This is a genomic window from Microcystis sp. LE19-84.1B, from assembly GCF_027531875.1.
Taxonomy (GTDB): domain Bacteria; phylum Cyanobacteriota; class Cyanobacteriia; order Cyanobacteriales; family Microcystaceae; genus Microcystis; species Microcystis panniformis.
This window is the reverse complement of sequence record NZ_JAPZSR010000348.1, coordinates 1-2,865: the sequence shown is the minus strand read 5'-3', so window position 1 is coordinate 2,865 and position 2,865 is coordinate 1. Positions and strand designations below refer to the sequence as shown.

Here is a 2,865-nt window from a genome sequence, read left to right as displayed (position 1 = left end):
CTCGCCCGTAAATCTAGCCATTCTCCCCAAAATACGGTTAAAGTGTCTGTTAATATCGTCTGAGCTTGAGCTAGTTTCACTGGTATTTTGGTTAATTAGTAAATATACTTTTAATAATAATTAACAATTGTCCCCTTTTTCAAGAGTGGCTCATCCCAGTTTAGTAAAATGTAGGGTGCGTTAGACGGCGACAATCTCTGCTTAAACTTGAATCTAACAATCCGTCGTAACGCACCACACCTATCATTAATTTAATTTGGTGCGTTACGCTATCGCTAACTACTCTGCTTAAACTTGAATCTAACAATCCGTCGTAACGCACCATACCTATCATTAATTTAATTTGGTGCGTTACGCTATCGCTAACTACTCTGCTTAAACTTGAATCTAACAATCCGTCGTAACGCACCATACCTATCATTAATTTAATTTGGTGCGTTACGCTATCGAAGGGCGCACCCTACTGGACTACTGGACTGGACTGTTTCAGTGGGTTACGCTATCGAAGGGCGCACCCTACTACTTACTTATGATAAAATGCCTTCAAAGACAGGTAAGAGAAAACCTTCAATTATTCACCCAATAAAATAACTGATAGCCGAGATGAAACCCTGTTACTGCATTAATCCCGATTGTTCTCAACCGGAGCATCCGAGTAATAATAACTCGAATACTCGTTACTGTCAAAGTTGCGGCTCTGAGTTGTTGTTAAATGGTAAATATAGAGTGAGTCGTTTATTGAGTGATACGAGTGGTTTTGGCATTGTCTATGAGGCTTTTGAAGGTTTTACGGCAAAAATCCTCAAGGTATTACAAGAAAAATGGAATAATGAACCGAAAGCAGTTGAATTATTTAAACGAGAATATGACGTTTTATTAGAGTTGAGTCGTCAAAATGTGACAGGTGTTCCTCAAGCGGATGCTTATTTTCAATATTCCACAAGGAAGGGGAAAATATTACACTGTTTAGTTATGGAAAAAGTGGAGGGTATTGATTTAGAACAGTGGCTTAAGCAGTATGATAGTTTAAGTCAAAAACGAGCCTTAAAATGGCTGAGAGAAATTACTTTAATTCTCGATAAAATTCATCAACAGAATTGGCTGCATCGAGATATTAAACCCCCTAATATTATGCTGCGGAATAGTGGCGAGTTGGTGTTAATTGATTTTGGGACAGCAAGGGAAGAAACCCAAACCTATCATCAAAAGGTAAAAGGTCAACAGATAACAGGTATTACCTCAGCCGGATATACACCCAATGAACAACAACATGGCCAAGCAGTGATTCAATCAGATTTTCATGCTTTAGGACGAACTTTTGTGCATTTATTAACGGGAAAACATCCCTTAGAAATTTATGATGCGGTTAATGATGTTTTATCTTGGCGAGAAGAAACGGAAAATATTCACCCGTTATTGTTGGATTTTATTGATGAGTTGATGGGGAGATTACCCAAGAATAGACCGGCTAATACTAGGGTTATTTTACAACGTTTGGATGAGATTGAACGGCAATTAAAGTTACCTCCTATAACTCCTAATAGGCCATCTCCACCAGCAGCAAATCCGCAGCCTGTTGTAACTCAAAAACAACCGCCAGTTATTCCTAAGATTAATCCTTCTCCGCCAGTTTCACCCGTAGCTGTACCCAAAAAAACACCAGCACAACCAGTTAAAAAGAATAAGCTGAGAAACAGAATGATAGCTCTTGGTGGAGTTTTGTTATTAGGAGTAGGAATAACGCAAGTTTATGGTTATTTTAAATATAAAAATTTTCCTGCTAGTCCTCAATTATTAATATCTGATTTATCTAGTCTTCGCTTCTTAGATAAAACCCTTACTGGTCATTCTGACTGGGTTTGGTCAGTAGTATATAGTCCCGATGGCCACTATTTAGCTAGTGGGAGTTGGAACAATCCTATCAAAATTTGGGAGGTAGCAACGGGAAAACAATTGCGTACTCTTACTGGTCATTCTAACCAGGTTTTATCAGTAGTATATAGTCCCGATGGCCGCTATTTAGCTAGTGGTAGTTCCAATACTATCAAAATTTGGGAGGTAGCAACGGGAAACGAATTGCGTACCCTTACTGGTCATCCTCTCTTGGTTTTCTCAGTAGTATATAGTCCCGATGGCCGCTATTTAGCTAGTGGTAGTTCCAATAGTATCATAATTTGGGAGGTAGCAACGGGAAAAGGATTGCCTATCCTTACTGGTCATTCTAGTGAGGTTTTGTCAGTAGTATATAGTCCCGATGGTCGCTATTTAGCTAGTGGGAGTTATGACAATACTATCAAAATTTGGGAGGTAGCAACGGGAAAAGAATTGCGTACTCTTACCGGTCATTCTGACTCGGTTAGGTCAGTAGTATATAGTCCCGATGGTCGCTATTTAGCTAGTGGGAGTTATGACAATACTATCAAAATTTGGGAGGTGGCAACGGGAAAACAATTGCGTACCCTTACTGGCCATTCTGAGGCAGTTTACTCAGTAGTATATAGTCCCGATGGCCGCTATTTAGCTAGTGGTAGTAGTGACAATACTATCAAAATTTGGGAAGTAGCAACCGGAAAAGAATTGCGTACCCTTACTGGTCATTCTGATGTGGTTTTGTCAGTAGCATATAGTCCCGATGGTCACTATTTAGCTAGTGGAAGTGGTGACAATACTATCAAAATTTGGCGGGTGGGACAGTAAACTTGTGTTTGGGGTGACAGCAATAATTTTTGTCTATCAAAAATGAGCGACACTTGCGGGAAACTGCACCGATGTCTTTAAAAATATTGGGTTTTGGCTCAAATTATTGAATCGAGCAGTTTTCTCCTAAATAGGGTATGCGGCAAAAAGTACGGGCGAAGCATTCGG

At 39.6% G+C, this 2,865-nt stretch carries 1 protein-coding gene; it reads left to right on the top strand.

The window, feature by feature from the left end; all coding sequences use genetic code 11:
* The first annotated feature begins 603 nt into the window (after positions 1-603).
* Entirely contained in the window at positions 604-2,697 is a 2,094-nt protein-coding gene (locus O9324_RS19860; RefSeq protein ID WP_288141102.1) for a WD40 domain-containing protein, read from the top strand.
* The last annotated feature ends 168 nt before the right edge of the window (positions 2,698-2,865 follow it).

Bases quoted from the DNA above. Each gene is read 5' to 3' on its own strand.
- O9324_RS19860 (WP_288141102.1), top strand. From the start codon at position 604: ATGAAACCCTGTTACTGCATTAATCCCGATTGTTCTCAACCGGAGCAT.